The organism is Ralstonia sp. RRA (genome assembly GCF_037023145.1).
In the GTDB taxonomy this organism is placed as follows: Bacteria; Pseudomonadota; Gammaproteobacteria; order Burkholderiales; family Burkholderiaceae; genus Ralstonia.
The window spans coordinates 731,784-752,861 of the sequence record NZ_CP146091.1; the positions used below are offsets into that span (position 1 = coordinate 731,784).

Below are 21,078 nucleotides of genomic sequence, written 5' to 3' on the forward strand. Positions count from 1 at the left end.
TTCTGGAACTGGATAGCAAGAAATCTCGCCGCCGATCGTGGACGTGCGGCGAGGCTTGCAAGAAGATCATATCTCTTCATACTCTTCCGCAAGAAGGGGGAGGCGCTGGAGGGAGTTGAGGCGACGGTGTACCAACTCGATGAGCGACATCGCGTGGCCGGCCGCCATGGGCGACACGACGGGCAGGGGACGAGCCTACGCCCCTTGGGTCGCTGTGTGGCGCTACGGCGAGAGATGTCAACCATTTACAATGGCGCTTATCTCATTTTCTGCATACACCCCCTCATGTATAGCATCAACCCCACCATCTTCAAAGCCTACGACATCCGCGGCATCGTCGGAAAAACCGTCGATGCCGAAACCGCCCGCCTGATCGGCCGTGCCTTCGGCTCCGCAGCGCGCGCCAAGGGCGAATCCGCCGTGGTGATCGGTCGCGACGGCCGCCTGTCGGGGCCCGAACTATTGCAAGCGCTGGCAGACGGCCTGCGCGCAAGCGGTGTCGACGTGATCGACCTGGGCCTGGTTGCCACGCCAATGGTCTACTTCGGCACCAATATCGAACTGGCAGGCCGTCGTGCGACCTCAGGCGTGATGGTCACCGGCAGCCACAACCCACCCGCCTACAACGGCTTCAAGATGGTGCTGGCAGGCCAGGCCATCTACGGTGAACAGATTCAAGCGCTGCGCACGCGCATCGAGCAAGGCGACTTCTCCGAGGGCGCCGGCAGCTACATCCAGGTGGATATCCGCCAACAGTACATCGACCGCATCGTGTCGGACGTCAAGCTGACCCGTCCGATGAAGATTGCCGTGGACTGCGGCAACGGTGTGGCTGGTGCCTTTGCGCCGGAGTTGTTCCGCGCGATGGGCTGCGAGGTGACGGAGCTGTTCTGCGAGGTGGATGGGCACTTCCCGAATCACCATCCGGACCCGGCGCACGTCGAAAACCTGCAAGACCTCGTGCGCACGCTGCAGGCCACCGACTGCGAACTGGGCCTCGCGTTTGACGGCGATGGCGATCGCCTGGGCGTGGTCACCAAGGATGGCCAGGTGATCTTCCCTGATCGCCAACTGATGCTGTTCGCGCAGGAAGTGCTGTCGCGCAACTCGGGCGGCGAGATCATCTTTGATGTGAAGTGCACGGGCAAGCTGGCACCGTTCATCCGCGAGCATGGCGGCAAGGCGACGATGTGGAAGACGGGCCATTCGCTGGTGAAGGCTAAGCTGAAGGAAACCGGCGCACCGCTGGCTGGTGAAATGAGCGGCCACATCTTCTTCAAGGATCGCTGGTACGGTTTTGACGACGGTCTGTACACGGGCGCGCGCCTACTGGAGATCGTCTCGCGCCTGGCGGATCCCAGCGCCACGCTCAACGCGTTGCCGAACTCGCATTGCACGCCGGAGCTGCAACTGAAATGCGCCGAGGGCGAAGCCTTCACGCTGCTCGACAAGATCAAGGCGAATGCCACGTTTGCGGGTGCGAAGGAAGTCAATCGCATCGATGGCGTGCGCGTGGAATACGAAGACGGCTTTGGTCTGGCCCGCCCGTCCAACACCACGCCGGTTGTGGTGATGCGCTTCGAGGCCGACAACGATGCGGCCATGGCGCGTATCCAGGCGCAGTTCCGCAGCGCGATCCTGGCCGAGAAGCCGGACGCGCAACTGCCGTTCTGATCGCACCGCTCGCACTCATGAAGTTTGGGGAAAGGGTGACGGCATGCGTGTGCTGATCGTCAAGGTATCGTCGCTTGGCGATGTGGTGCATTGCACGCCGGTCGTGGCCGATATTCTGCGCGCGTATCCGGATGCCGAGATCGACTGGGTGGTCGAAGAAGGTTTTGCGGGCATCGTGCGCATCGTGCGCGGTGTGCGGGGCGTGATGCCGTTTGCGCTGCGGCGCTGGCGCAAGTCGCTGGGTTCCGGGAAGACATGGGGCGAGGTGGCAGCCTTTCGCCGCGCGCTGCGCGCCAAGTCGTACGACGCGGTGCTCGATACGCAAGGTCTCATCAAGACTGCGCTGGTTTCGGCCCAAGCCCGGCTGACCCCGGGCGGTTTCGTGGCCGGTTTCGGCAACCGCACCGAAGGCGCAGGCTATGAGCCGCTAGCCAAGCTGTTCTATCAGCGCAAGATCGTGATGGAACCGCGCGTGCACGTGGTCGAACGCTCGCGCCGCATGGTGGCTGAGGCGCTTGGCTACACGCTGCCCGCGTCGATCGATTTTGGTCTGCAGCCGTCCGCAGAGTTGCCGTTTGCGATGCCGCGCCCGTACGTTGCACTGGTGCATGCGACCTCGCGCGCTGACAAGGGCTGGCCGCAGGCAGCCTGGGTGGACGTTGCGCGCGAGCTGCTCGCACGTGACTACGCGATTGCTCTGCCGTGGGGCAGCGAAACCGAGCGCCGCACCAGCGAGGCCATCCGTGAGGCCATCATTGCCGCGGTGCCAGGCACGGTGGGGCGGGTGGTGATTCCGCCGCGCATGTCGCTGCCGGATGTGACGGCGTTCCTCAATCAAGCGACGGCCGTGGTGGGCGTGGACACTGGGCTCGTGCATATTGCCGCCGCGCTGTGCAAGCCGACGGTGGCGCTCTACAACTTCACGACCTCGTGGCGCACGGGCGGGTACTGGACGCCCAACGTGCATGACCTCGGCAGCGCCGAGGCCCATCCCACCAGCGCCCAAGCGCTCGATGCGCTGCGCGCGCTGGGTGTGCTCTGATGCTGCGCTTCCTGTATCGCCTGCTGTGGCGCATTGCGCTGCCTGTCGCATTGCTGCGCTTGTGGTGGCGTGGTCGCAAGGAGCCCGGCTATCGCCAGCACGTTGGCGAGCGGCTCGGGTTCTACCCCTCGCGCGCAAATCCAGATCGCCCGCTGCTGTGGGTGCATGCCGTGTCTGTTGGTGAGACGCGTGCCGCGCAGCCGCTCATCGATGCGCTGCTCGCGCGCTTTCCGCACCATGCCGTGCTGCTCACGCACATGACGCCGACCGGCCGCCGCACGGGCGCCGAGTTTGCCGCGCAGCGCAATGGCCGCGTCATCCAGGCGTATCTGCCGTATGACCTGACGGGTGCCGTCGACCGGTTCCTGCGCCACTTCCAGCCGCGTCTCGGCTTGTTGATGGAGACGGAGATCTGGCCGGTGTTGATCGAGCGTGCCTACGCCGCCGGCGTGCCGATGGTGCTCGTCAACGGGCGTCTGTCGGCGCGCAGTCATCGGCGTACAGCGCGCCTGGGCGATGCCGCACGCGAGACGTATGCACAGTTGGCCGCCGTGCTGGCGCAGACGCCGGATGATGCCGATCGCTATCGCTCGCTCGGTGTGCCGCGTGTGCGCGTGACGGGCAACCTGAAGTTCGACATCACACCGCACGTCGACCAGATCATGGCGGGCCGCGTACTGCGCGAAGCCCTGCACGCGCGGTATGGGCGTGTGGCCTGGGCGGCCGCCAGCACGCGTGAAGGGGAAGAGGCGTTGCTGCTGGATGCTTGGCAGGCCCACCGTGCACAGCATGTCGGGCGTCGGCATCCGCTATTGATTCTCGTGCCGCGCCATCCGCAACGCTTTGATGAGGTGGCACAGCTTGCCGAGCGCGCGGGCTTGCGTGTTGCGCGTCGCAGCGCGATGACGGTCTCGGCCGCTGGCATGGCGGATGACGCCGGTTTGGGCGAAGCGGATGTCCTGCTTGGCGATTCGATGGGCGAGATGGCGCTGTACTACGCCGCCGCCGAAGCCGCATTCATTGGCGGCAGCCTGTTGCCGCTGGGTGGTCAGAACTTGATCGAGGCATGTGCCGTTGGCACGCCGGTGGTCATCGGCCCGCACACGTTCAACTTTGCGCAGGCCACGCGCGATGCTGTGGCCGCAGGTGCCTGCGTGCAGGTGGATGATGCGGCGGCGGTGATGCGCGTGATTGACAGGTGGCTGTCCGACGCCGATGCGCGCGAGACCGCATCACGCGCCGCGCTGGCCTTTGCTGCCACGCATGGCGGGGCGACGGCACGTACGGTGGAGGCGGTGGCATCGCTTGTATTGCCGACGCTGTAACACGCAAGCCACGTTCGGCACGAAAACTGCGAACTCAATCCACGCGGCGCAGACTAACGGCTCTTTGCGCAGTTTGCTGTAGTTTGCATTCGTCACTGTTCACGACCCGTTCATGTCTCAATCGAATCGTCCCAAGCCAAGCCTGCTGCAGACGCCGCGCCGCGTGGTACTGACAGCAGCGGCCTTGGCCGTGCTGACCGCAGCCACCATCATCGGCGCCGGCTGCATGACGCCCGCACCCACTGGCAAGCCCGCTACCGTAGCGACAAGCACCGCGGCTTCCGCCCCTGTCGCGCAAACCGCATCGACGCCTGAAGCGAAGCCGGCTCCCGCCAGCGCCCTACCCAACCCCGGTCAGGCCACCTTGACCCAGGCGCAAGGCGAAGGTCGCTCACGCTTTGTGCTGGTGCGCTGGCAAGAGCCGGGAGCGGCGCCCAAGGAACTGCCGTCGGCGGAGGAGGAGGGGGGCGATCCGACTGCACAGCCGATCGCCATTGAATTCAGCGCAGGCCTGGAAGCTGCCAACGGCGTTGCATCGGGTTACTCGGGTTGCAACCGCTTTACCGGTCCGTACGAGAAGCTCGTCTCGGGCATGCGCTTCGGTAGCCTCGCAACGACACGCATGGCATGTGACCCGGCGCGCATGGAGTTGGAAACGGCTTTCCTGGAAGCGTTGAAATCGCCGCTGGCGACTGTCGGCATGCAGCCGTCGGCTTCGGGGCGACAGGGGCGTCAGGTGATCTGGAAGACTGCCAGCGGCGCACTGCTGCAGTTTGCGGAGCGGCCGCTGACGACGCCAGCACCGGGGCCGGCGTCGTCACCGAGCGGCCAGAACCACTGATCAGCGCTTGGCGGGTTTGGCAGCGGTAGGCGTCGATTTTGCCAATGCCGGCTTGGCAGCGCGCGGCGGCAGGGCGGTGATGTCGCTTGAGCCGTTCGCCGTGAGCAGCGTGTTCACCTGAATCACATCCGCCTCGTTGAGCGAGCCGGCGGCAGATTTCAGACGCAAGCCATTGACGATGGTGTCGTAGCGCGCGCGGGCCAGGTCGCGCCGCGCCTGGAACAGTTGCGCTTGCGCATTCAGCACGTCGGTGCCGATGCGCACGCCCACGCCATAGGCGAGCTGGTTGGAGTCATACGCCGTACGCGCCGACAGTTCGGCCGCTTCCAGCGCCTTCACCTGCGCCAGCCCTGCAATCACGCCGATATACGCTTGCCGTGCGCCTTGTTCGGCGGCGCGGCGGGCGTACTCCAGATCGCTCGCGGCCTTGGTCTCCAGCGCGATGTTCTCGCGCACGCGCGACTGGATTGCACCGCCCGCGAAGATCGGGATCGATACCTGCACGCCGATCTGCGAACTCTCAAAGCGCGCGCCGCCTGGCAGCGACGGAATGTACTGGTTGCCGCTCGCGTTGGTATGACCCGTCTGCGCGACGAGGTCGACGGAGGGCAGATGGCCGGCGTTGGCCTTCTTCACGTCGCGTTCAGCGCTCTGCAGGTTGTACTGGGCCAACGCCACCTGCAGGTTGCCGCTGCGTGCCTGGTCGACCCAGGGACCGGGGGTTGCCGGTTCCGGCTGCGGCAGCGCCACGCCGGTGCGTACACCCGCCAACGTGCCGACCGGCTCGCCGACGATCTGCTTGAGTGCTGACTGTTTGACTTCAAGGTCACTGCGCGCGGCAATGACCGTTGCATCGATGGAATCGCGCCGCGCTTGCGCATCGTTGGCATCGGTGATGTTGGCGTTACCGACGTCGAAGTTGCGGCGCGCCTGCTCGTACTGCTGCTGGATCGCGTCGCGCTGCGCGGTGGCCAGCTGCAGCGTGTCTTGCGCATTGAGCACGTCGAAGTAGGCCTGCGCCGTGCGCGCGATCAGATCGAGTTGCGCCTGCGCGAGCGAGGCCTCAGCCGCTTGCGCGGCAATCTCGCCTTGCTTGTAAGTCTCCCAGCGATCCCAGCGGAACAGCGGTTGCGAGAGCGACAGCGTCCAGCCCGTCGACGAGAAGGTCTTGTTGAAATCGACCGGCGCGTTCTGGTCGAAGATGATGCGCGTCGAGCTCCATGCACCGCCAATCTGGGGCAACAGCCCGGCACGGCCCTGCGTGAGCTTTTCGCGCTGCGCGAGCGATTGCGCGCGGGCCGATGCGAATTGCGGATCGTTGGCCAGCGCGGCGCGGTAAGCGGAGAGAAGGTCGGTCGCGGCCGGTACTTCAGGCGCAGGCGTTTGCGCCCACGCCAGCAGCGGCGTCATCGACCAGAACAGCACAACAAGCGAACCGCGCACGGCAAACCGCGCGCGGTGACTGCGAGCAACACTCATAAAGCCCCCGGACGAGGAAAACGTCGGAAGGCAGCGCGGGCGCGTCAGAACCTGTTCACGCGAGTCGGCGCGTGAGCAAACTCAGTTGATTCTCTTGCCCGGCGGCGGCTTCCCCAATCAGTACGTCGCCATCTGCGGGTCCACCTGGTTGGCCCAGGCATGGACGCCGCCTTGCAGGTTGTAGACGCGGGCCGGATCAAAGCCGGCATGCACGATCAGATACTGCGCAACCTGCGCGCTGCGTCCGCCGTGGTGGCAGATGCAGACGATGTCTTGGTCAGCTTGCAGCTCGCCGGCACGTACCTGGATCTCATTCATCGGAATGTGTGTGATGCCAGGCAGGGCGCAGATCTCCACCTCTTCAGCCCAGCGCACGTCGAGCAGGACGGGCTTCGCGCGCGATGCGTCGGCGAGCCATTGAGCGAGGGCGGAGGGAGCGAGCTGTTGCATGTTGATTGGGGTAAGCCGAAGTGGATCAGAAGCGGAACTGCGAGGGTGCGGACACGCCCACCAGCGGCGTCACGTAGGTCTCGAACAGATTGCGCGTCTGGTATTCGGTGTTGGAGATGCGCGTGATGAGCTGCGCTTCCATGACCGGCGCGCCTCCCACGAAGATCGAGAGGCGGCCACCCACCTTGAGTTGCTTGAGCAGGGCTTCCGGCACGGCCGGCACAGAGCCCGAGACGCAGATCACGTCATACAGGTCATGGCCCCAGCCTTGCGCGCCGCTGGCTTCGACCACGTCGACATTGGTCACGCCGTTGCGCGTGAGGTTGTCGCGGGCAAAGGCGATCAGCTCGGGCACGATGTCCAGCGTGGTGACCTGGCGGCCGCGGTGGGCTAGCAGGGCAGCCATGTAGCCGGAGCCCGCGCCGATTTCCAGCACGTCTTCATGCTTGCGCACGGCCAACTCTTGCAGCACGCGGGCTTCCACGCGCGGGGCCAGCATGTTCTGGCCGCCGGCCAGCGGGATTTCCATGTCAACGAAGGCCAGTGCGCGATAAGCCTCGGGCACGTAGTGTTCGCGTTTGACGACGGCCAGCAGGTCGAGCACGTCGGTGTCGAGCACGTCCCACGGACGGATTTGCTGCTCGATCATGTTGAACCGGGATTTTTCGATGTCCATGGGCATGCCTTCCATGTGGAGCGCGTAATGCGGATGAGGGTTTGACGACAAACCCGGCATTTTAGCAAGTCCAGAGGACATTCCGGCAGAGAACCTCACGACTTGGTGCCCCCGTTGGCATCACCATCGACGTCGGACTGGGTGCGCCAGGGCTGCGCCGTGAGCGGAGGTGGCGGCGGAATCACAGCGCCGGGCACCGGATTGCGCAACAGGCCATGCAGCACCAGCGCCACCACATGCGTGATGAACGCTTTCGGCTCCAGCACCTTGGAGGCGCACGGGCCGAACGAGTGCTTCCACATCATCAGGAAGAGCATCGGGGCGGTCAGCGCCAGCGTGGTCAGGTCCACGTCGGTTTCGCGGAACTCGCCCTGGGCCACGCCGCGCGCCAGGATGCGCGCGAACAGGCGATCGCAGCGTTCGATGACTTCTTCGTTGTAGTACTGCGCCAGATCGGGAAAGTTGCCCGACTCGGCCATCAGCAGCTTGGTCAGGCCCGAGGCCGGCGATTCGCCAATCAGCTCCCACCAGCCCATCAGGATTTCATGCAGAAGCGCTTCGGTCGTGCCTTCAAACGTGTCGATCAGAGCTTCGCCCTCGGCCAGCGCGGGCAGCAGGTTTTCCTGCACCACGGCCTTGAACAGCTCTTCCTTATTGGCGAAGTACAGGTAGACGGTGCCCTTGGACACGCCGGCCGCCGAGGCCACGTCTTCCAGCCGCGTAGCCGCGTAGCCGCGCGCCACGAACAGGCTGAGCGCCGCCGCCACCAACTCCTGTGGGCGGGCTTCCTTGCGGCGGGTCCAGCGTTTGGCGGAAGACTCGGGTTCTCGATCGGTCACGGCAGCAACTGCAAAAGTGGTGTCAGCCAGCGCACTTTGGCCACTGACTCACGGATAACTTACTTTCCGGTCATTAATGTACGCATGGCGCGAGGGTGGGTCAAGTAACATCGGCGCGGTCAATCAGATTGGGCCTCGAATGTGCTGGTGCACAATAGCGGCTTTCCAAGCCAATTCGTTGATCAGGACGGCCATGGACTGCCGACCCCACTGTGGCGCGTGTTGCATCGCGCCTTCCATCTCCAGCCCGATTCCCGGTATGCCCGACGGCAAGCCGGCCGGCGTGCGCTGTGCGCAGCTGGATGACGCCAACCGCTGCCGCATCTTCGGCCACCCGGAGCGCCCGGCGGTGTGCGGCAGTCTGCAGCCCGAACCCGACATGTGTGGCGCCACGGCGGTGCACGCCATGCAGTTCCTGACCCAACTCGAAATTGCCACTGCGGCGCATTGATCGTTCATGACCGACTCCACGAAACCTGCCACTCGCTCGAACCGTTTCCGCTGGTGGGCCGGTGCGGCTGCTGTCGCGGCGACCGTTGCCGTCGTGCTGGTGGCCTGCATGCCGACCGGCTGGACGGGCAACGGCTACACCTTCTCGCGCGGCCAGATGCAGGAAGCACTGGCGCGCAAGTTTCCGTTTCAGCGGCGCTTTCTCGGCTTCTTCGATGTCACGTTGACCAACCCGCAGATTTCGCTGGACCCAGCACGCAACCGTATCGCCATCCAGGCGGATGCGAGCGTGGAAAGCGGCCTGCTGCGCCAACCGCTGACCGGGCCGCTGGCCATCTCCAGCGGCTTGCACTACGACTCGCCCACGCGTTCGATCCGCCTAGACCAACCCAGCGTCGACCGCTTTGATCTGCAGAACGTGCCCGGCGGATTGGGTCAGCAGATCAGCGGGATTGGCTCGTTGATCGCAGGCCAGTTGCTCAATGATTACGCGGTCTACACGTTCAAGCCGGAGCAGTTGAAAGTGGCCGGTATCGCTGTAGAGCCCGGTACAATCACGGTTTTGCCCGAAGGCGTACACGTTCAGGCCAAGCGGCCTTGAAGCATTTGCTGTTGTACGCAGCACGCCCGGCGCCTCGTCTTCCTTCTCCTCCCCTGCTTACTGCATGGACATTGCACTTGTCATCAAAGCGCTGATTCTCGGCATCGTCGAAGGTCTGACCGAGTTTCTTCCTATCTCCAGCACGGGCCACCTGATCCTGGCCGGCCAGTTGCTCGACTTCAATGACGAGAAGGGCAAGATCTTTGAAATCGTGATCCAGTTCGGCGCCATCCTGGCGGTGTGCTGGGAGTTCCGCCACAAGATCATCGAGGTCGTAAAGGGCTTGCCCAGCGACCCGCGCCAGCAGCGCTTCGCCATCAACGTGATCGTGGCGACGATTCCTGCGATCACGCTCGCGCTGATCTTCGGCAAGTCGATCAAGGCGCATCTGTTCAACCCCATCGTGGTGGCATCTGCCTTCATCATTGGCGGATTCGTGATTCTGTGGGCCGAATGGCGCGAGCGCCATCGCGGCGAGACGCACGACCCGCGCGCCAATGCGCTGCTCGAAGCCGCCAAGGCCGGCGCGCCGCGCATTGAAACGCTCGACGACCTGCGCATCTCCGACGCCATCAAGGTCGGCTTCGCACAGTGCTTTGCGCTGATTCCGGGCACGTCGCGCTCGGGCTCAACCATCATCGGTGGTCTGCTGTTCGGCCTCTCGCGCAAGGTGGCAACGGAGTTCTCGTTCTTCCTCGCCATCCCCGTGATCTTTGGGGCAACGGTGTACGAGCTGTACAAGTCGCGCGCGCTGCTGTCGGCGGATGATCTGTCGATCTTCGCGGTGGGTTTCGTGGCCGCGTTCATCTCCGCATTCTTCTGCGTGCGCTGGCTGCTGAAGTTCATTGCCACGCACGATTTCCGCGGCTTTGCGTGGTATCGGATCATCTTCGGCGTGATCGTGCTGGTGACGGCTTACACGCATCTCATCGCCTGGCAAGCCTAAACCAGTCAGCATTTCCCTCTCTCGGCGCGGGTCTTCGCGCCGTCTGCACGATCGGGCAGATTCGGACACACTGGCGGCTTGTTTCCGTCAGCCGCTGACAACCGGATCTCCCGATCATGAGTGCACTCTTCCAGCCTTTTTCCCTACGCGGTCTCACGCTTGAGAACCGCATCGTCATCTCGCCGATGTGCCAGTACTCGGCCGACAACGGCCAGGCGACTGCGTGGCATCACACGCACCTAGGTAGCCTGTCGCTTTCGGGTGCAGGCTTGCTGATGATCGAGGCGACCGCCGTATCGCCGGAAGGGCGCATCACCAATGGCTGCCTGGGTTTGTGGGACGACGCGACGGAAGCCGCGTTGGCGCGCACGCTCGCGGCCATTCGCCAGAATGCGCTCGTGCCGATCGGCATGCAGATTGCGCACGCCGGCCGCAAGGCATCGAGTGCGCGCCCGTGGGAAGGCGGCGCGCTGCTGCCGCTCGACGCCGGCGGTTGGGAAACGATGGGCCCGTCCGCGCTATCGCAACGCCCTGAAGAGCGTGCGCCGCGCGAAATGACGGACGCCGACCTTGCCCGCGTACGTGATGCGTTTGTCGCCACCGCGCGCCGCGCTGTGCGCCTGGGGTTGGCGGCCATCGAGCTGCACGCTGCGCACGGCTATCTGCTGCACGAATTCCTCTCGCCGATTGCCAATCAGCGCACCGATGCCTATGGCGGCTCACGCGAGAACCGCATGCGTTATCCGCTAGAGATTTTCGATGCCGTGCGCGCCGTGGTGCCGGACAACATTCCGGTGGGCGTGCGCGTGTCGGCCACAGACTGGGTGGAGGGCGGCTGGACGCCGGAGGATTCGGTGGTGTTTGCGCAGGCGTTGCGCGCGCGCGGTTGCGACTGGATCGATGCGTCTTCAGGCGGCGTATCGCCGCTGCAGCAGATTCCGCTCTCAACCGGCTATCAGGTGCCGTTTGCCGAGAAGATCCGCAACGAAGCGGACATCCCGACCATTGCTGTCGGCCTCATCAACGAGGCGCACGAGGCCGAGGCCATTGTGGCGGAGGGACGTGCGGACCTGGTCGCGGTTGGTCGCGCCTTCCTCTACAACCCGCACTGGGCCTGGGCTGCGGCGGCGGAACTGGGCGCCACCGTCAAGGCGCCGCCGCAGTATTGGCGCGCCTTCCCGCGTCACGCCAAGAACCTCTTCGGCGAGACGCATTTCGGCGCGCGATGATACGCGCGTGGGCTGTGGTCAGCGCTTGCGGAAGACCACGTCCCACACGCCGTGTCCGAGGCGTAGGCCTCGCTTCTCGAACTTGGTGACGGGGCGATAGTCGGGGCGCGGCGCGAAGCCGTCGGCGGTGTTCTCAAGCGTCGGCTCGGCGGACAGCACCTCCAGCATCTGGTGGGCGTATTCCTCCCAGTCCGTCGCGCAGTGCAGATAGCCGCCCGGCTTCAAGTGGGCGGCCAGGCGCGCCACGAACGGGCTCTGGATCAGGCGCCGCTTGTTGTGGCGCTTCTTGTGCCACGGGTCCGGGAAGAACACGTGGATGCCATCCAGCGTGCCTTCCGGAATCATGTGCGCCAGCACTTCCACCGCATCGTGCGAGCAGATGCGGATGTTGCCGATCTCGCGTTCGCCGATCAGCTTGAGCAGCGCACCCACGCCCGGCTCGTGCACTTCCACGCCCAGGAAATCATCGTCCGGACGCAGTTGTGCGATGTGGGCCGTGGTTTCGCCCATGCCGAAGCCGATCTCGAAGATGCGCTTCGCGCCGGTGCGCCCGAAGGCAGCTTCCCAGTCGAGCGGCTCGGCGGCGTAGGGGAGTTGGAAGCGCGGGCCGAGTTCGTCGATGGCGCGCTGCTGGCCGGTAGACGTACGACCGGCGCGGCGCACGTAAGAGCGGATGCGGCGTGGGTGGCCGGTTTCCGTGCCGCTTTCAGCGTCTTCGGCGGCGTTGATGTCTTGCGATTCCGGCGTGGTGTCGGCGGGGCCGGTGCCCGGCTGTTCGATGGGCTGCATGAAGATCCCGTGCCGTGTGCCGCACTGGGCGGCGGGCAACAAAAAAGCCGCCGAGGGCGGCTTCAGACTGTGTTCGGTGGAGCGGGCGATGGGAATCGAACCCACGGCTCTAGCTTGGGAAGCTAGGGTATTACCATTATACGACGCCCGCGTAGCCCCATATTCTATGCGGGGTTGCAAGGGTTGGGCAAGCGGGGAGGATGGACGGTGACGTGAAAAGTGTCACCACCGGCACTCCGTTCGCTGCATTCGCTCGAACTTCGCTGCTAAGTCAATTCCTTCCTTCGGTTCACAGGACGGGACTACTTGTGACCGCAGCCGTGTGCAGCAGCGCTCATGCGGGTGGGGTGCCTATGGTCTTAGCGTGGGTCGCCCTGCAGACATCCCAATGATCTACTTCACCTCAAGCATGACCCGATACAAAGCAGGGTTGAGTGTGGAAAGCTGAAACGCGTTCGCAACCTTCGCCCCATTTGCATTGAACGCAGCACAAACCTGTTGCTCGCTTGCATGGACCTCACTTCCCATTGTCCGCATGGCGTCTCCAACGGTGGTTTGGATGGTCGGCTGCATCATGTTGTACAACTTTTCCTCGACTTGATTCGGTGAATATGGGCCACGCGCAATAATTTTGCGGCTCTTTTCATACAGGTCTTTGTGTTCAGCGCTGAACGCTTTGACGAATGGGGTGATGTCGACGCCGAGCCGCTGGCAATACTCCCGGCGGGCTCGTACGTTCACGAGATAGAAACCTAAGAACTGCCCCGCTGCTTCCTGCGCTTTTGACTCGCCGGAAGCTCCTGACAGGCGTTCACCCGATGCCTTAACGGCTTCCTCAGCAAGGGCGTACGGTGCAGGCTGGTTTGGGTGTTCCGCGATGGCTTTCGCTCGTAGCGTGTTGAACATCTGGCTGCTGGAATTGGCCTCGTTCTGGAGCCTCTGCCCATCGAAGTACCACTGCGTCACAACACGCGTGATTGCAAATGCTGCAACAAAAGAAACTGCCCATAGAAGCCGCTTAGCAAAGCTCTTCGCTGGTTTTTTCCCAGGACCACCTACTGCCTCTTTGTTTGTATCTGCCATTGGGTCTCCGCAGGTAATCTGAGCAATCTTTATACGGCTTTCCAGATCATTGAGCCGCTACAGGAGCAGACTCACAGGTGTTGGATCAGGGGACAGATTGTTGGTACGGCGGGTTGCTGCTACCGCATCGCAGCATACCCCGCCCAAGCTATTGGCCCGGCGATTTTTCACGACGGCGCCCAGCGCTCCTCCGGTTTTCATCCCACGCTGGAAACACCGTCGAGCGCTTGACCACACCATAGGCAAAGCTCGTGTCGATGGCGGCGATGCCCGGAATGGCATGCAGTTGGCTGCGCACGAATTGCTCGTAGTCCTGCAGGCTCTCCACCAGCACGCGCAGCAGGTAGTCCGCTTCGCCGGTCAGCACGTAGCAGTCGAGGATCGCATCGATGGCGCGGATGCGGTTCTCGAATGTCGCGACCACCTCCCGCGTGTGCTGCTGCAGACGAATATGGACGAATGCCGTGACCGGCAGACCGTACGCTTCTTCATCGACGATGGCGGTATAGCCGCGGATCACGCCTGCCTCTTCCAGCAGCCGCAGCCGTCGCAGGCAGGGGGAGGGCGACAGGTTGACCCGCTCCGACAACTCCTGATTGGTCAAACGGCCTTCCTTCTGGAGGGCGGCGATGATCTGCCTATCCTTCTTGTCCACGCGATTCTCCTGGATTCTGGATTGGCAGACTCTGCCAATTCGAGCCGAAGTATTGGCTGAAATAACAAGATACTACTTTTTATGCTGGGGCATTCTGTCGTCATTCAGAAATCGAGGATGACGACATGCGCGGTTCGACATTGACGGCGGGAACGGGTGGTCTGGCTGGACGGGACGCCACCCAGACCAGTCCGCTGATCGGGTATGCGGCGATGGTGCTGACGGTGCTGATCTGGGCTGGGTTTGCACTGTCGATTCGGGCCATTGGTGCGTCACCGCTGGCACCGGCCGATGTGGCGCTCATCCGATTCGGTCTGCCGACCTTGTTGCTGCTGCCGTTTCTGCCGTCACGCTGGCCGATGCTGCGGCGTGTGAAGCCGCTTAGCGCGCTGATGGTTCTGGTGGGCGGTGGCCTGCCGTTCTTCTTCATGGCGTCTGCCGGCGGCAAGGTGACATCCGCCGCTCACGTGGCTGCGCTGATTGCGGGCACCACGCCGCTGTCGGTAGCGCTGATCGCCTACGCGCTGGATGGCCAGCGCATCGGCGCGGCGCGCGGGCGGGCCATCGCGATCATCCTCGCGGGCGTGGTGCTGTTGCTGGTGTCGCAAGCGCATGCGTCGAATGGTGCGTTCGTCGGCGGGGCTGCACTGCTGTTGCTGGCCAGCCTGCTCTGGGGCAGCTACACGCTGGGGTTGCGTCGCGCCGGGCTCGACGCCATCGGCTGTGCGCTGCTGCTGAGCGTGCCTTCTTTCCTGCTGCTCGTGTTGCTGGTGAGCCTGGGCGTGGTCGACAGCCACATCGGACAGTTCTCCATGACCAGCGCCATGCCGTTCCTGCTGGCCCAGGGGCTGGGGGTGGGCGTGATTTCCAGCGTGTCTTATGCGCTCGCGATCCGTCATCTGGATACGCCGCGCTGTTCCGCGATTGGCTCGATGGCTCCTGCGCTGGCGTGCCTTGGGGCCGTGCCCCTGCTCGGTGAATCGCTGACCCTGACCGTTGTGTGCGGCATTGCTGCGATCACCGCAGGCGTGATCCTCGCAAACCGCGCTTAAGCCCATCGCATCGTTCTTCCGGAGACCACACCCATGCTCACGACGCTTGCCACCGTCACCCCAGACCCGCTGTGGGGGCTGACTGCCGCTTTCCGTGCTGACCCACGGCCCAACAAGGTCGATCTCGTGGTGGGCGTCTACCGCGATGAAACCGGGCGGACGCCGGTCATGGCCGCCGTGAAGACGGCAGAGGAGCGCTTGGCCGCTGTCGGGGCCTCCAAGGCCTACCGCGGATTGGCCGGCAATACCGAGTTCAACGCCAGTCTGGCAGCCCTGCTGCTCGGACATGACGCGGGGCGCCTGGCGCGCCAGACCACGATGCAGACCGTAGGCGGGACCGGTGCGCTGCGATTGCTGGCTGACTTCATCGCCGTAGCATCGCCCGGTGCCCGCGTGTGGGTGTCCGACCCTGGCTATGTCAATCACGTGCCCATCATGCGGGCGGCAGGGCTGACGGTCGAACGTTACCGCTGGCAGGCCGACGGTGGTGTGCTCGACGCGGATGCTGTTCTCGCGGATCTTGCCGCCGCACGTGCCGGCGATATCGTGCTGCTGCATGGCTGCTGCCACAACCCGACCGGCATCGACATGGGGCTCGGGGTCTGGCAGGCCGTGGCGGAACGCTGCGCGAAGCAGGGTCTGGTGCCACTGGTCGACATGGCCTATCTCGGGCTTGCTGAAGGCCTGGAGCCGGACACGCAGGGCTTGCGGCAACTCGTCGATGCGCTGGACACGGTGCTGGTGGCAGCGAGTTGCTCGAAGAGCATGGGACTGTATTGCGAGCGCACTGGCGCTGCGATGGTGATCGGCAAGAACATGGCCACGCTGCAACCGGTAGGCGGTGTTCTGGAGCGCATCACGCGCAGCAACTATTCGATGCCGCCTGACCACGGCGCTGCCATCGTCGCTGCCATCCTTGCCGATGCCACGCTGACGGCCCGCTGGCGCGACGAACTGGAGCACATGCGTCAGCGCATCGTCGGCAACCGGCGTCGGCTTGACGACGCACTGGCCAGCCTGGGAGCGCCCGCCGCGCTGCAGAACCTGTCGCGACACAAGGGCATGTTTTCCATGCTGCCGCTGGATGCCGATGCCATGGAGCGCTTGCGTGTGGATCACGCCATCTATGGCACCCAGGGTGGTCGCATCAACATCGCGGGGTTGGCGCCGGAGCAGATCGGCCGGGTGGCCGATGCGTTGGTGGCCGTGGCCTCTGAAACGGTCGGCACGCCTGCCTGACCAGCATCAAAGGCAGGGGCAGCGATCGACGCGGCCCCTGTTGCGTTGCGTAGTCCCCCTTACTTCGCCTTGAACCCCGGCAAACCGCTCGCCAGTTTGCTATGCGCCAGCGTGACCGCGTTCTGCACAGCGGTCAGGAAATTGCCTTGCAGATCTTCAACCGGAATGCTGCGGCGGAAGAAGTCGGCCCATACGAATTCTGCGAACGCGGTGGGTGTCTTGTCATAGCCGCCTGCATTGCGCACGTATCCGGCGAGCGACCGGTAAGGATCGTCGATCAGCTTCACCAGGCTGTCAGGAACGGACGCGTAGTAGTGCCGCACGCCATGCTCATCGAGAGGGTGGACCCAGCAGCTCTTGTCCATTGCTTTCCAGAAATCCTCGATGGCGTGATCAGACAGATCGGCTTCGACCTCGAAGTAGCCGACGCTTACGCCGGCTTCCAGCGCAGCGCGCCCGAGGTGGTGGTGATCCGTGATGTACAACTTGCTGCCCGGCCCGAGCACAGCGGGAATCGGATGGGCCTGCATGAAGGCCTGCTGGTCTTTGGGTGCGAGCGACTGGAGATGCTTCTTCTTGTCCTGGACTTCGATCATGCCCACGGTGAGTTGCGTGGGGCGCAGGTCGTGGATGGGCGATTCGTGGATCTTGGGCATGGTGTTTCCTCTATGGTTGCTGCCGGCGCTGGACACCGGTCATCCCACAGCAGCATAGCAAGGGAGGGCGCATGTGGTGTGCATCGCGCGTTCACGCGGCGCGTGCGCGAGCCCGCTCCTGGAGGGCGAGCCTGATCTGCGGCAAGACGATGCCCTCGAGCCCGGAAACCGCGTGCGCCTGCCCCCAGATCTGTTCGTCGATCGCTGCAAAGAAGAACGGAACGCCGTGATTGAGCAGAATCCGGCGCCCATCCGGGCGCTCGCCGCCGGCCCATGCAAGGTAGGGTGGCAAATCTTCGGGCCGGATTCTCGCCGTGAAGCCACCCAGCTTCAACTGCACATAGTCGATCTGATCCAACTCGGGCAGCGCAGTCTTCATCTTTGCCATGCGGCCGAAGTATTCGGCTTGGTAGCCCCGGCAGGCAGGGCAATTGATCGCACCCGCATAGACCAGCGTGATGCGTGAGTTGGCACGCGCCTGCAGCTTTCCACCGGCACTGAAGCTGCCTACGCTGCCTTTGCCGAGGACGCCTTGTGCGCCGTCCTGGAGCATCTTTCGTGCGGCGGCCTGTGTTGCGGCAGCTTCGTCCGCGGTGATGCGCGTCATGCGCACATTGACCGTGCGGCCGTTCGGATAGCGAAGCTCGCCCAGCAATGACGTGTCGCCGGCGGTCAGCACCACACGGATTCTGGAGTTCACGATGGATGAAAACTCCAACTGCAGATGGTCGCCCTCCACAAAGCCAGAAACGTCATGCACGTCAGACAGGGCTGCTGCCTCTACAAGCCCGTAGCGCATCTTGCCGACCACGAGCTTGCCGTCCTGCAATGCAGCGCCGTCGAGCACCAACAACCGCTCCTTGGCTTCACCGATGACGGTGACCAGCCAATAGCCATTGAGCGCATCGCCGATCAGGTCGGTCGCGACGGTGGGCCCGGCCACGATCAAGCCTGCTGCCCACCCGAGTACAAGAAACTGGCGTCGACGCATGGCGGCCTCCTGTGCGCGTCCAGACCTTGCGGATCGTAGCGCTGGCCGTTTTGGGCGGCGATCCTCCGTTGTGAGGAAGGCTACTGCCGTCGCGCCATCGCCTGCATGGCCGCATCGACGAACCTTGCCGCAGCAAGTTCGCCAGCCATGGGTGCGGCGGCCTTGGCGCAGTCGGCAATCACGTGGCACAGCGATTCCGTGTCTTCCCGGCAGGCGCGCAGCAGCGGCATGGCAGCCCCGGCGGCCGAGCCGAAGTGGATGACCGCCAGGCGCATCAGCTCCACCTTGACCACGTTGGGCAGCACATCGGCCAACTCGGGCGAAATGGGCGTCTGAACCGTTGGCGCGGGCGAGGGCAGCGCCTTGGGGGGCTCAACGGGTGCGAGACGCGGCTCGTTGGCCGCTGGCACGTCAACGGGTGCGGCTACGGCTTGCAGGCCGAGCGTCATGCCGGTCAGCGGCGGTAGTTCGTCGTAGATGGGCGATATGGACGACAGGGCACCGTGCCCGTGTTCGGCGTCGTCGTCCAGCAGCGGGCGGTTGAAGTAGGCGATGGGGTCGAACGCGTCGACGGGTACCGCCGGGGCGGGCACGTCTTCCCGCGCGATGCCGGGCAGTACGTCGACCATCCCAGCCAGTTGCAGCCCCGCAAGCAATTCGTCCAGATCGGACCAGTCGCCCAGCAACTGGTGCAGTTGCCCAACCGTCCGGGCGCCGTCGATGAGGATGAGCAGATGGCGCTGACGCATCTGCATGTCATGGCGGTGCGCGGCCAGGGCCTCGCGCCCGTCCTCCGTTTTGATCAGGACGCTCGTCGTAGCAAGCATGATGACTCCCCGTTAAGCAGCAAGCCCGGCCTCTTGTGTGCCGGTGCAAGCTGTACGTTAGTCAGCACTTTCGAGCGATGCCATCGTACGATTGGCGGAGATTGTTAAACCCGAGGCGAACGATTGGTTTAGCTCCGCCAGGATTCCAGCGCTGGTACGGCTTCTCCAGGGGTGCTGTTTTGTCCGGCCAGTGCGCGGGCGTAGCTCACGTACCACGCCAGCACGTCCGGATTGGCCATCGCATCGGGGTTAGCGATGCGCTCGGGTGGGGCGCCCAGCAATAGCTTCTTGATCGGCACCTCCATCTTCTTGCCCGACAGCGTGCGCGGCACGCCCGGCGCCTGCACGATGACGTTGGGCACATGCCGCGCCGACAGCCCTGCCTTGATGCGCGCGTTGATCGTGTTGCGCAGCGTGTCGTCGAGCACGGCGCCTTCGCGCAAAACGACGAACAGCGGCATGAACGACTCGCGCCCGAGAAACTCCAGATCAACGACCAGGCTGTCGAGCACTTCGGGCAGATCCTCCACCACGCGGTACAGCTCGGCCGTGCCCATGCGGATGCCGTGGCGGTTGATGGTCGCATCCGAGCGGCCGTAGATGATCGCGCCGCCGCGCGGGGTGATCTTGATCCAGTCGCCGTGGCGCCACTGGCCGGGGTACATGTCGAAATAGCTGTCGCGGTAGCGGCTGCCGTCGGTGTCGCCCCAGAAGAAGAGCGGCATCGACGGGATGGGCGCGGTGCAGACCAGCTCGCCCACGGCATCGATGAGGGGTTTGCCGGCTTCGTCCAGCGCTTCCACGCGGGAGCCGAGGTTGCGGCACTGCATCTCGCCAGCGTAGACGGGCAAGGTGGCCACGCCGCCGACGAAGCAGCCGGCAAAGTCGGTGCCGCCGGAAATCGGGTTGAGCCAGACGTCGGCTTTGACGTGGCGGTAGATCCAGTCGTACGCCTCAGCCGAGAGCGGCGAGCCGGTGGAGCCGATGGCGCGCAATTTCGACAGATCGAAATCCCGCCCAGGTTCGATGCCGGCTTTCAGGCAGTTGGCGAAGAACGCCGCACCCGCGCCGAAGAACGTCACGCCCGCATCCTGCGCGAAGCGCCACAGCGTATTGAGATCGGGCGTGCCGGGGTTGCCGTCATAGATGGCCAGCGTGACGCCGCCGAGCAAGCCGCTCGCCTGCGAATTCCACATGACCCAGCCGGTGCTGCTGTACCAGTGGTAGACGTCATTGGGGCCGAGGTCGAGGTGCAGCGCGCCCATCATCGTCTGCACCAGCAGCAGCCCACCGTGCCCATGCACGATGGGCTTGGGCATGCCAGTGGTGCCGGACGAATACAGAATCCACAGCGGGTGATCGGCCGCCACCGGCGTGATTACGAGTGGCACATCGTTGGCCGTGAGGTCGCGCCAATCCTGGGCTTGCGGGAAGCGCGCACGGTTGATGTCGCCGAGCAGTTGCGGCACGAGCACGAGGTGTTCGACCGTCGGCAGCGCAGCGACCATCTCTGCGACCACGTCGGTGCGATCAAAGGAACGGCCGCCGTAGTGATAGCCATCCACCGCGATCAGCACCTTCGGTTCGATCTGGCGGAAGCGATCAGTGACGGCCACTTGGCCCATGTCCGGGGCGCAGACCGACCAGATCGCCCCGACGCTGGCCGTGGCGAGAAACGCCACGATCGCGTCCGGCGTGTTCGACAGATACGCGGCAACGCGGTCGCCTGGCTCCACGCCCATCTTGCGCAACGCATCGGCCAGCGAGGCAACGCGCTGGCGCAGTTTGCGCCATGAGAGATCAGCCAGCGGCTTGGTCTCGCTCGCGTAGCGGATGGCGGTGCGGTCTGGGCTGCCGCCTTCCTCCACGTGACGCATCACCTGGTCAACGTAGTTGAGCTTGGCGCCGACGAGCCATCGCGCACCGGGCATGGTGCGGTCGCCCAGCATCTGCGTGAAGGGCGTCGAGGCGCGCAGGTCGAGGTAGTCCCACACGGACGTCCAGAACGCTTCGAGTTCGGTGGTGGACCAGTCCCAGAGTTGCGCATAGCCCTCAGGCGTGGTGGCCGAGAAGCGCAGGCCGCGCTCGCGCGCAAGCCAGTCGAGGTAGTGCGTCAAGCGCGAACGCGCGATGAAATCAGCCGATGGCGCCCACAGCAGGGCGCCTTCCTGGATGGTGCTCATGTGTCTCCTCCGCCGCTAGGCAAGGGGGAAGGCCGCCCGCTCTATGTGGCA

The 21,078-nt window shown here is 64.4% G+C and carries 21 protein-coding genes and 1 tRNA gene; 10 read left to right on the forward strand and 12 right to left on the reverse strand.

Annotated features, from left to right (window positions below):
- The first annotated feature begins 285 nt into the window (after nucleotides 1–285).
- The 4 genes from V6657_RS03550 (at nucleotide 286) to V6657_RS03565 (ending at nucleotide 4,882) form a co-directional block, all read left to right on the forward strand.
- Nucleotides 286–1,674, forward strand: coding sequence for a phosphomannomutase/phosphoglucomutase (locus V6657_RS03550; protein WP_048935113.1), 1,389 nt, complete (start codon nucleotides 286–288; stop codon nucleotides 1,672–1,674).
- A 43-nt stretch (nucleotides 1,675–1,717) separates the two neighbouring features.
- Nucleotides 1,718–2,716 (forward strand): lipopolysaccharide heptosyltransferase I, encoded by a 999-nt coding sequence (waaC, locus tag V6657_RS03555; protein WP_048935112.1) that lies wholly within the window; start codon nucleotides 1,718–1,720, stop codon nucleotides 2,714–2,716.
- The gene (gene waaA / locus V6657_RS03560) at nucleotides 2,716–4,041 is read left to right on the forward strand and encodes a lipid IV(A) 3-deoxy-D-manno-octulosonic acid transferase (RefSeq protein WP_048935111.1); all 1,326 of its coding nucleotides are present in this window, start codon (nucleotides 2,716–2,718) and stop codon (nucleotides 4,039–4,041) included. The genes waaC and waaA overlap by 1 nt, the downstream gene beginning before the upstream one ends.
- 112 nt (nucleotides 4,042–4,153) lie before the next feature.
- Complete coding sequence (locus tag V6657_RS03565) at nucleotides 4,154–4,882, forward strand: META domain-containing protein (RefSeq protein ID WP_048935110.1); 729 nt, start codon at nucleotides 4,154–4,156, stop codon at nucleotides 4,880–4,882.
- Here the strand turns inward: V6657_RS03565 and V6657_RS03570 are convergent, their stop codons facing one another.
- The 4 genes from V6657_RS03570 to V6657_RS03585 all read right to left on the reverse strand — a co-directional run bounded on the left by V6657_RS03570 (nucleotide 4,883) and on the right by V6657_RS03585 (nucleotide 8,326).
- Nucleotides 4,883–6,361: a TolC family outer membrane protein gene (locus tag V6657_RS03570; RefSeq protein ID WP_048935109.1), complete on the reverse strand. Its 1,479-nt coding sequence runs from the start codon at nucleotides 6,359–6,361 to the stop codon at nucleotides 4,883–4,885.
- Between the two features lie 117 nt (nucleotides 6,362–6,478).
- Nucleotides 6,479–6,811 (reverse strand): rhodanese-like domain-containing protein, encoded by a 333-nt coding sequence (locus V6657_RS03575; protein ID WP_048935108.1) that lies wholly within the window; start codon nucleotides 6,809–6,811, stop codon nucleotides 6,479–6,481.
- A 25-nt stretch (nucleotides 6,812–6,836) separates the two neighbouring features.
- Complete coding sequence (locus V6657_RS03580; protein ID WP_048935189.1) at nucleotides 6,837–7,487, reverse strand: protein-L-isoaspartate O-methyltransferase; 651 nt, start codon at nucleotides 7,485–7,487, stop codon at nucleotides 6,837–6,839.
- Between the two features lie 95 nt (nucleotides 7,488–7,582).
- Nucleotides 7,583–8,326: a TetR/AcrR family transcriptional regulator gene (locus tag V6657_RS03585; RefSeq protein WP_048935107.1), complete on the reverse strand. Its 744-nt coding sequence runs from the start codon at nucleotides 8,324–8,326 to the stop codon at nucleotides 7,583–7,585.
- Nucleotides 8,327–8,519: 193 nt separating this feature from the next.
- On the opposite strand from V6657_RS03585, the gene V6657_RS03590 reads away from it, so the two are divergent.
- From V6657_RS03590 to V6657_RS03605, 4 genes are all read left to right on the forward strand, one after another.
- The gene (locus V6657_RS03590) at nucleotides 8,520–8,777 is read left to right on the forward strand and encodes a YkgJ family cysteine cluster protein (RefSeq protein ID WP_048935106.1); all 258 of its coding nucleotides are present in this window, start codon (nucleotides 8,520–8,522) and stop codon (nucleotides 8,775–8,777) included.
- Between the two features lie 6 nt (nucleotides 8,778–8,783).
- The gene (locus V6657_RS03595; RefSeq protein WP_048935105.1) at nucleotides 8,784–9,377 is read left to right on the forward strand and encodes a DUF1439 domain-containing protein; all 594 of its coding nucleotides are present in this window, start codon (nucleotides 8,784–8,786) and stop codon (nucleotides 9,375–9,377) included.
- A gap of 64 nt (nucleotides 9,378–9,441) precedes the next feature.
- Nucleotides 9,442–10,323 (forward strand): undecaprenyl-diphosphate phosphatase, encoded by an 882-nt coding sequence (locus V6657_RS03600; RefSeq protein WP_048935104.1) that lies wholly within the window; start codon nucleotides 9,442–9,444, stop codon nucleotides 10,321–10,323.
- 116 nt (nucleotides 10,324–10,439) lie between these two features.
- Nucleotides 10,440–11,552 (forward strand): NADH:flavin oxidoreductase/NADH oxidase, encoded by a 1,113-nt coding sequence (locus V6657_RS03605; protein ID WP_048935103.1) that lies wholly within the window; start codon nucleotides 10,440–10,442, stop codon nucleotides 11,550–11,552.
- Nucleotides 11,553–11,570: 18 nt separating this feature from the next.
- Here the strand turns inward: V6657_RS03605 and trmB are convergent, their stop codons facing one another.
- The 4 genes from trmB to V6657_RS03625 all read right to left on the reverse strand — a co-directional run bounded on the left by trmB (nucleotide 11,571) and on the right by V6657_RS03625 (nucleotide 14,079).
- Nucleotides 11,571–12,341 (reverse strand): tRNA (guanosine(46)-N7)-methyltransferase TrmB, encoded by a 771-nt coding sequence (gene trmB, locus V6657_RS03610; RefSeq protein WP_048935102.1) that lies wholly within the window; start codon nucleotides 12,339–12,341, stop codon nucleotides 11,571–11,573.
- 77 nt (nucleotides 12,342–12,418) lie between these two features.
- Nucleotides 12,419–12,492: transfer RNA gene (locus V6657_RS03615), tRNA-Gly, on the reverse strand.
- Between the two features lie 242 nt (nucleotides 12,493–12,734).
- Nucleotides 12,735–13,424 carry a hypothetical protein gene (locus V6657_RS03620; RefSeq protein WP_137884818.1) on the reverse strand — a complete coding sequence of 230 codons (690 nt, stop codon included), beginning with the start codon at nucleotides 13,422–13,424 and terminating at the stop codon, nucleotides 12,735–12,737.
- A gap of 148 nt (nucleotides 13,425–13,572) precedes the next feature.
- Nucleotides 13,573–14,079 (reverse strand): Lrp/AsnC family transcriptional regulator, encoded by a 507-nt coding sequence (locus V6657_RS03625; RefSeq protein WP_048935100.1) that lies wholly within the window; start codon nucleotides 14,077–14,079, stop codon nucleotides 13,573–13,575.
- A 125-nt stretch (nucleotides 14,080–14,204) separates the two neighbouring features.
- Between V6657_RS03625 and V6657_RS03630 the strand changes: the two genes are divergently transcribed.
- Together V6657_RS03630 and V6657_RS03635 are read left to right on the forward strand one after the other, a co-directional pair.
- Entirely contained in the window at nucleotides 14,205–15,131 is a 927-nt protein-coding gene (locus V6657_RS03630) for a DMT family transporter (RefSeq protein ID WP_082170271.1), read from the forward strand.
- Between the two features lie 33 nt (nucleotides 15,132–15,164).
- The gene (locus V6657_RS03635; RefSeq protein WP_048935099.1) at nucleotides 15,165–16,370 is read left to right on the forward strand and encodes an aromatic amino acid transaminase; all 1,206 of its coding nucleotides are present in this window, start codon (nucleotides 15,165–15,167) and stop codon (nucleotides 16,368–16,370) included.
- Nucleotides 16,371–16,429: 59 nt separating this feature from the next.
- On the opposite strand, the gene V6657_RS03640 is transcribed toward V6657_RS03635, so the two are convergent.
- From V6657_RS03640 to V6657_RS03655, 4 genes are all read right to left on the reverse strand, one after another.
- A complete protein-coding gene (locus tag V6657_RS03640; protein ID WP_048935098.1) occupies nucleotides 16,430–17,026 on the reverse strand; it encodes a ParB-like protein in 597 nt (198 codons plus the stop codon).
- A gap of 91 nt (nucleotides 17,027–17,117) precedes the next feature.
- On the reverse strand, nucleotides 17,118–18,017 hold the full coding sequence (locus V6657_RS03645; RefSeq protein WP_048935097.1) for a hypothetical protein: 900 nt from the start codon (nucleotides 18,015–18,017) through the stop codon (nucleotides 17,118–17,120).
- A gap of 80 nt (nucleotides 18,018–18,097) precedes the next feature.
- Nucleotides 18,098–18,844: a hypothetical protein gene (locus tag V6657_RS03650; protein ID WP_048935096.1), complete on the reverse strand. Its 747-nt coding sequence runs from the start codon at nucleotides 18,842–18,844 to the stop codon at nucleotides 18,098–18,100.
- A 128-nt stretch (nucleotides 18,845–18,972) separates the two neighbouring features.
- Entirely contained in the window at nucleotides 18,973–21,027 is a 2,055-nt protein-coding gene (locus V6657_RS03655) for an acetoacetate--CoA ligase (RefSeq protein WP_048935095.1), read from the reverse strand.
- Between the last annotated feature and the right edge of the window lie 51 nt (nucleotides 21,028–21,078).

Excerpts from the sequence above, each read along its gene's own strand:
- waaC (WP_048935112.1), top strand. The coding sequence starts at position 1,718 with ATGCGTGTGCTGATCGTCAAGGTATCGTCGCTTGGCGATGTGGTGCAT.
- V6657_RS03650 (WP_048935096.1), bottom strand. The coding sequence starts at position 18,844 with ATGCTTGCTACGACGAGCGTCCTGATCAAAACGGAGGACGGGCGCGAG.
- V6657_RS03620 (WP_137884818.1), bottom strand. The coding sequence starts at position 13,424 with ATGGCAGATACAAACAAAGAGGCAGTAGGTGGTCCTGGGAAAAAACCA.
- V6657_RS03655 (WP_048935095.1), bottom strand. The coding sequence starts at position 21,027 with ATGAGCACCATCCAGGAAGGCGCCCTGCTGTGGGCGCCATCGGCTGAT.
- V6657_RS03605 (WP_048935103.1), top strand. The coding sequence starts at position 10,440 with ATGAGTGCACTCTTCCAGCCTTTTTCCCTACGCGGTCTCACGCTTGAG.
- V6657_RS03570 (WP_048935109.1), bottom strand. The coding sequence starts at position 6,361 with ATGAGTGTTGCTCGCAGTCACCGCGCGCGGTTTGCCGTGCGCGGTTCG.
- V6657_RS03580 (WP_048935189.1), bottom strand. The coding sequence starts at position 7,487 with ATGGACATCGAAAAATCCCGGTTCAACATGATCGAGCAGCAAATCCGT.
- V6657_RS03635 (WP_048935099.1), top strand. The coding sequence starts at position 15,165 with ATGCTCACGACGCTTGCCACCGTCACCCCAGACCCGCTGTGGGGGCTG.
- V6657_RS03595 (WP_048935105.1), top strand. The coding sequence starts at position 8,784 with ATGACCGACTCCACGAAACCTGCCACTCGCTCGAACCGTTTCCGCTGG.
- V6657_RS03630 (WP_082170271.1), top strand. The coding sequence starts at position 14,205 with ATGCGCGGTTCGACATTGACGGCGGGAACGGGTGGTCTGGCTGGACGG.
- V6657_RS03590 (WP_048935106.1), top strand. The coding sequence starts at position 8,520 with ATGGACTGCCGACCCCACTGTGGCGCGTGTTGCATCGCGCCTTCCATC.
- V6657_RS03575 (WP_048935108.1), bottom strand. The coding sequence starts at position 6,811 with ATGCAACAGCTCGCTCCCTCCGCCCTCGCTCAATGGCTCGCCGACGCA.
- V6657_RS03645 (WP_048935097.1), bottom strand. The coding sequence starts at position 18,017 with ATGCGTCGACGCCAGTTTCTTGTACTCGGGTGGGCAGCAGGCTTGATC.
- waaA (WP_048935111.1), top strand. The coding sequence starts at position 2,716 with ATGCTGCGCTTCCTGTATCGCCTGCTGTGGCGCATTGCGCTGCCTGTC.
- V6657_RS03600 (WP_048935104.1), top strand. The coding sequence starts at position 9,442 with ATGGACATTGCACTTGTCATCAAAGCGCTGATTCTCGGCATCGTCGAA.
- V6657_RS03565 (WP_048935110.1), top strand. The coding sequence starts at position 4,154 with ATGTCTCAATCGAATCGTCCCAAGCCAAGCCTGCTGCAGACGCCGCGC.
- trmB (WP_048935102.1), bottom strand. The coding sequence starts at position 12,341 with ATGCAGCCCATCGAACAGCCGGGCACCGGCCCCGCCGACACCACGCCG.
- V6657_RS03550 (WP_048935113.1), top strand. The coding sequence starts at position 286 with ATGTATAGCATCAACCCCACCATCTTCAAAGCCTACGACATCCGCGGC.
- V6657_RS03640 (WP_048935098.1), bottom strand. The coding sequence starts at position 17,026 with ATGCCCAAGATCCACGAATCGCCCATCCACGACCTGCGCCCCACGCAA.